This window comes from Actinomycetota bacterium (assembly GCA_036280995.1).
GTDB lineage: Bacteria > Actinomycetota > CALGFH01 > CALGFH01 > CALGFH01 > CALGFH01.
Map to the genome: position 1 here is coordinate 1 of DASUPQ010000472.1, position 5940 is coordinate 5940.

Here is a 5940-nt window from a genome sequence, read left to right on the forward strand (position 1 = left end):
ATGTCACCAACGGTGAGACCACCGACTACGCGCACGCTGTGACCGGTGCCCTGGCGTGGACCCCGGAGCTGTCGGCGGGCTGCGACGGCTGTGGCTTCGTCTTCCCCGACGACGAGGCGCTGGTGCAGGCAGAGTTCCAGCGCAACCTGCCGTTCGCCGGCTCGGTGGCCAACTCAGCGGTCGACCCGGACGACCCGAAGACGGTCACCGGCATCACGACCAAGCCGTTCTACGTCGACAGCGACGACCCCTACAAGGGCAGCAACCCGGGTGTCCAGCTGAGCTTCGCCAGGTCGTACGGCGACCCGCAGCCGGTCGCCGTGATCGCCAAGCGCAGCCTCGGTGCCGTGACCGTGCAGTACCGAATCAACGGCGGCGCGGTGCAGTCGGCACCCACGTCCGAGTGGGAGGGCGGGTCGAGGTACGACCCGGCGTCGGTCTACTACCACCAGATGCGAGGCGTGGTGACCGGTACCGACCCCGGCGACTCGGTCGAGGTCTGGTTCGAAGGTGGCGGCCAGCGGAGTGACTCGTTCACCTACCAGGCCGTATCCGAGAGCGGTAACCGCGTGCTCGTCGTGGCGGCCGAGGACTACACCGGCGCCTCGCCGGTGCAGACGCCGGGCCCGCACTTCGTCGACACGTACACCGACGCCCTGGCCGCCAACGGTCAGCAGGCCGACGTCTACGACATCGACGCCGCCGGGCGGATCGCCCCGGACGCCCTCGGAGTGCTCAGCCACTACGACGCGGTCGTTTGGGAGACCGGAAACGACCTGGTCACCCGATCCGCCGGCCGCGGTGGCGGCAATGCCGACCGGCTGGCACTCGACGAACTGCTCGAGTTCCGCTCGTACATGAACGAGGGCGGCAAGGTGCTCCTCGCAGGTGACTCCGCCGGCCAGCAGTACACCAACGCCGCCGTGGGCAACCAGTTGTACGACCCCAAGGGCGAGATCGCCTGCAACCCGCTTCCCGCGGGTACGGACCCGCGGCGCTGCCTGCCTTTGTTCGGCTCGTTCTTCGGTGGCGACACCACCAACGACGTGCTGCAGTACTACCTGGGTGGCTACGTAGCCGTGGCCAACGACGGTCACGTCGGAGGCGCCGCGTTCGACTCGACAGGCGTCGACGACCCGTTCACGGGCCTCACGTGGGGTCTCGACGATCCCATCTTCGCTGGTAACACGTTCCGGAGGTCGTCGTTCCTCGCCACCAGCGGCATCCTGCCGGTCGACCAGTTCAAGCAGTTCGACAGCTGGGCCGCGGCGCGGTACGACAAGCCGGGTGGCCCGTTCGACCCACACACTGGCACGCAGTACGTCTACTCACAGATCGCCGACGTCTCGTACAAGCGGCTCACCCGGGAGGTCGCCGTCCCGGCGGGTGGCGGGTCGATGACGTTCTGGACGTCGTACGACACCGAGGCGCAGTGGGACCACCTGTTCGTGGAGGCGCGCACTCCCGGCGGTGACGACTGGACAACGCTGCCGGACGCCAACGGGCACACGACAACGGCGACCGGCCAGAGCTGCCCCGCGGGCTGGGTCACGCTGCATCCGCACCTCGCGCACTACCAGACGTTTGACGGCGTGGCGGCCTGCACGGCCACCGGCACCACTGGCGCCTGGAACGCCGCCAGCGGCAACTCCGCCGGCTGGCAGGAGTGGAGCGTCGACCTCTCGGCGTATGCCGGTGAGAGCGTCGAGATCTCCATCGCCTACGCCAGCGACTGGGCGTCGCAGGGTATCGGTGTCTTCATCGACGACATCGCGCTCCCCGACGGCACCAGCACGTCGTTCGAGACCGGCTTGGACGGCTGGGCGATCACCGGGCCGCCTGAGGGCAGCGCACCCAACGTCAACAACTTCATCCGAACCGACGCATCGGGCTTCCCGGTCGGCAACGCGATCGCCACGCCGCACTCGCTGCTGCTGGGGTTCGGACTGGAGGGCGTCTCGACTGCAGACGAACGCAACGCAGTGATGGGCCGGGCGCTCGACCACCTGCTGCAGTAGGAGGAGGCGGACACCTTCGTGGGCGCTGAAGCCGGGGTGGACGAACGGTTCACCCCGGCTTCGTGGGCCCGTTCGGCAGGGTGGCGCTCCTCGACGTGCACGATCCGCACGCCTCGATCACGTCCAACCTTTGCCGCGAGTCCGGCGGAGTGGAGATGATGGGACTCGAACCCACGACCCCCGGCTTGCAAAGCCAGATCGGGCGGAATCGTCACCACGGGAAACAGTGATCGGTGCACGTCGCGGCCATCGTGATGTTGTCCGTGGTTGTCCGCTCGGGACCGGTCAGGACCGCCATGAATGGGACGCTAGTGGCACGGCCGGCGAGGACGAGGTGGCCGCCCAGGTCGACGTCACCAAGACGGCCTCCAACCGCCTGCTCACCGGCCTCGGCGGGCGCCCGACCGGCGGGTTCGTCGAGCTGGTCCGGCGCCGGCCGGCGGGCGGCCAGTCCCCTGGGTGGGCTCAGGAATCCTCGTAGGCGGCGGCGACCCGCTTGGGCACGACCATGCGCCACGCCTCGACGACCAGCTCCCGCATCTCCGCCCGGTCGATCGCGTCCAGCCACACCCGCACCCAGTTGTAGCGCTCATCCGAGGCCGCCGGCATGTGGAACTTCTCCGGCTCGCTGGCCACCAGCGCCGCCCGCTCCTCCTTGGGGAAGGCGAACCCCATCGACCGCTCATCGGGCGAGATCGACAGGAACACGAGCCTGCCGACCCGGAACTTGACGTGGTCGCGGATCAGCCGCTCCTCGCTGCGCGGCAGCGACCCGGCGACCCGGCGCACGTCCTCGGCCGTGACCATCCTCGCGGCACCTCCTTCGGGTCGGCTTCCCAGGGGACGATGGAGACCGCCGGCAACGCTACCGCGCCCCACCGACGATCCAGCCGAGCCGGACCGCCTGGCGCGAGCGACCCGCTCGTCGTGCAGAACCCCATCGGCCTGGTCGTCCTCGGTGTAGAGGTCGCGTTGGAGGTACAGGGCGATGGCCTCCAGCAGCGGCCCGTACGCCTCGGCGCGGCAGGAGCGGAAGGCCACGAAGCAGCGGCCATCCGGCCGCACGAACGCCGCGGCCGCGCCGACGACCGACCCGCCGCGGGCCGTGGGCCGGTTGGCGAGCGGATGAGGTCTCGATGAGGCCCTGCTCACAGCAGTTCAAGCAAACCGATTGCCCTGGACCTGCCCCACGGCCGGGTGAGGACGACGGATCGATCAGAGTGCGGTGTCGGTGCCGGCTGCGGTGACGGTGAGGCCAGTGCCCCGGTGGCCGTCGTGTCGCTGCCGGGCCGCAGGGCCGGCCTTGAAGTGGTAGAGAAGCTTCTTACGAGCAAAGCAAGCAAGGATACGTCGATGCGGAACGACGTCATAACGGGAGGATTGGCGTCGTCATACGTTGGCATGCTAGGAAAGCAGTGCAAGGTGATCCTTGGGCGTTGCGTGCCAAGCATGGCCTCCGCTACGACCGGGGCAGGCCTCCTGTGGCCCCGGAGCCGACGCTATCAGCCGCACCTGCCCAGGCTGGCGGCGACGGGTACCAGCGCCACCCTCTGGCCGTCCTGGCGTCTCGTCCACGAACGGCCGGTCACCCTTCGCCCACCGGCAGCCGGTCGTGCCCGGCGGCTTCAACCGGCTCGCCGCCGCCGGTGGCCGACAGGCCGTCGCGGGCATCGCCCCGGTCCTGCTCGGACTCGAGAAGGCGGGGTCAGGCGGCGCTCGGTCCAACTCGGGACCACCCCGACCCAGATGCTGGGGTCCTGGGCTCGGCGTCGATCCCGGTGTCGGCCAGCCCCCGGTCGCGCTGCTGGCCGACTTGGGGACGTGGGCCGCGGTCGCCCCGCCTGCTCGTCGCGGTCTGGCGTGTCGGTCTGGCCAACCGGTTCGGCCAGTGCCTGGCCAGCCGGTGCGCCGTTGTCCAGGGTCACGCTGTCGTAGTCGAGCCCGTAGTGGGGGAACAGCTCGGCCTCCTCGGCCGCCGACAGCTGGCCGTCCGGCTCGATGTTGGGGGCCTGCTTGACCTGCAACCTCTGGTGGGGCACCTGGAGCTCGTCGCCGACCTCCCGCGCCTCGGCGAGCGGCACAAACGTCGAGCGCAGGCCGAACAGGCCGGTCTGCACCACCGCCCACTCGGGCCGGTCGGTCTCGTTGTCCAGGTAGATGTCGACGACCTCGCCGATCTTGTTGCTGTCGCGGTCGACCATGACCCGGCCCCGCCAACCACGGGCCGTTCCGATGCTGGGGGTCGCCATGTTCGCCTCCCTCCTGCTCGGCTACCGCAGTCGGGCTCTGCCAGCCCATCACGCCGCAGGCGACCAACGGGTAGCTTGCTGCTCCCTGCCGCCGCGAACCTTGACGTGCAGCGCTACCCCCAGCGCCCCTGGCTGGCCGCGACCGGGAGGTCCCCGTCCTGGCCCAGCCCAGCGGCCCGCCGGGCCTGCTCGAAGAGCGGCTCGGGGGGATACTGGACCCGTTCCCCACTGACCCAGCGCGGATCAGGTTCCGCTCGGCCCTCCCGGCCTTCTTCCCCGACGTGGGCCAATCTGGCCTGCTGGTCGAGCGGCTCGGGGGGGTGCTGGATCGGCCGGGCTGTGACCCAGCCTTGGTGATCTTCCGCTCGGCTCCTCGCGCCTTCGCCCCTTGGGTCGGCCGGCCTGGCCGGCCCGCCCAGCTGGCGGGAGGGCTCCTCCGGGCCGAAGAAGGCATCCAGCAGGCGGGCGTGGTCAGGCTCGGGCGCAACCACCTGGTCCTCCAGGCCCTGCCGCAGACCTCTGAGCTGCTTGCGGCGCGCCCGTCGCCCCTTGGTCGAGTTGACCGAGGCGACCAGCACCAAGGCCACGACGAAGCCGAGCCCGGCCGCGATCGCCAACAGCCAGCCCTCCGGATAGCCGCCGACGGTCTGGCCGAACACCGTGACCTGGCCGGCGCTGGGGTTCTCCCAGACCAGGTCGGCCACCACCACCCCGCCGGCTACCGCCAGCACGAACAGAACAAATGCGGCCATTGGCCATCCTCCAACGTCGCGTCGCCTGAACCACCAGGCGCCCTGCCGGCGCCCGGAAGCGCCGCCAACTGGGGCATTGATTGATCTGGTCAGCCGGCAGGGCCGGTAAGCCCGTCCTCCCGGGCGACCGTGGCCCGCCGGCGCAGACCAGCACCCAACAACACCAGGCTTTGATCAGGATCCTTGAGGCGGAAGGGGCATCACCTCCCGGGTGGGAGGTAGGGAGCTGTGGCCGGTGCTGGTTGTTGGGGGAACAGCACAGCACCAAGGGGGACGGACGAAAGAATCGGGGGGCGTTTCCTGTAACAGCGCTGGAGCAGCCGTCAGCGTTACGGCACGCCAGCTGATCGAGGCGATCCAGCGTGGGATGGCGCCTTTGTGCAGCGGGTGGCGCCTTCTTGTAGGCCTCGGCTTGCTTGTCGAAGCGGTCGGCGCCGGCGGACGCGACCTGCCGCCCCAGCCGCTTACCGCCATCGGCGGTGGGCGCTTGCGTGCCGGGTAAGTCCGGGTCGGGATTTGTCGGTTCGTGGCCGTGCCAGTGGGTAGGCGGCCAGCATGGCAGTAGGTGCAGCCGATCGTGTCATCGCCAACCGCTACGCCCTCAAGACTGGCCTTGGACCAAGTGAGCTGGGAAGGGTCTGGCACGCCCAGGACACCCTCCTTGGGCGGGAGGTCGTGGTCAGAGAGATTGTGCTTCCGCCCTGGCTGGCTGGCCCGGAGCGTCGCGCAACCCAGGCATCGGTGCTCCGTCAGGCCGGAGCGGTCGCACGGCTCAGCCATCCCGGCGTGGTCACCGTGTTCGACGTGGTCGCCGACCACCATGGGATCTTCATCGTCACCGAACTCGTCCAGGCCCCTACCCTGGCGGATCTGATGCGGGCCGAGGGGCCGCTACCGCCGCTGCGAGTGGCCGAGATCGGC

6 protein-coding genes and 1 tRNA gene are annotated in these 5940 nt (G+C 69.9%); 3 read left to right on the forward strand and 4 right to left on the reverse strand.

Going from position 1 to position 5940, the window contains the following annotated elements:
• Positions 1-2018: zinc carboxypeptidase (locus tag VF468_15875; protein ID HEX5879771.1), on the forward strand; the 2018-nt coding region annotated here is incomplete at its 5' end.
• A 150-nt stretch (positions 2019-2168) separates the two neighbouring features.
• Here the strand turns inward: VF468_15875 and VF468_15880 are convergent.
• A tRNA-Ala gene (locus tag VF468_15880) sits at positions 2169-2243 on the reverse strand.
• A 109-nt stretch (positions 2244-2352) separates the two neighbouring features.
• On the opposite strand from VF468_15880, the gene VF468_15885 reads away from it, so the two are divergent.
• Positions 2353-2499, forward strand: a complete 147-nt coding sequence (locus tag VF468_15885; GenBank protein HEX5879772.1) for a hypothetical protein — start codon at positions 2353-2355, stop codon at positions 2497-2499.
• Here VF468_15885 and VF468_15890 read toward each other — a convergent pair.
• The 3 genes from VF468_15890 to VF468_15900 form a co-directional block, all read right to left on the reverse strand.
• Positions 2484-3170, reverse strand: a complete 687-nt coding sequence (locus VF468_15890; GenBank protein HEX5879773.1) for an MmcQ/YjbR family DNA-binding protein — start codon at positions 3168-3170, stop codon at positions 2484-2486. The two genes, VF468_15885 and VF468_15890, sit on opposite strands and share 16 nt — an antisense overlap.
• A 473-nt stretch (positions 3171-3643) precedes the next feature.
• Complete coding sequence (locus VF468_15895) at positions 3644-4267, reverse strand: PRC-barrel domain-containing protein (protein ID HEX5879774.1); 624 nt, start codon at positions 4265-4267, stop codon at positions 3644-3646.
• A 113-nt stretch (positions 4268-4380) separates the two neighbouring features.
• Entirely contained in the window at positions 4381-5019 is a 639-nt protein-coding gene (locus VF468_15900) for a hypothetical protein (GenBank protein ID HEX5879775.1), read from the reverse strand.
• A gap of 741 nt (positions 5020-5760) precedes the next feature.
• On the opposite strand from VF468_15900, the gene VF468_15905 reads away from it, so the two are divergent.
• Positions 5761-5940 (forward strand): serine/threonine protein kinase (locus VF468_15905; GenBank protein HEX5879776.1); only part of this gene is annotated, 180 nt, incomplete at its 3' end.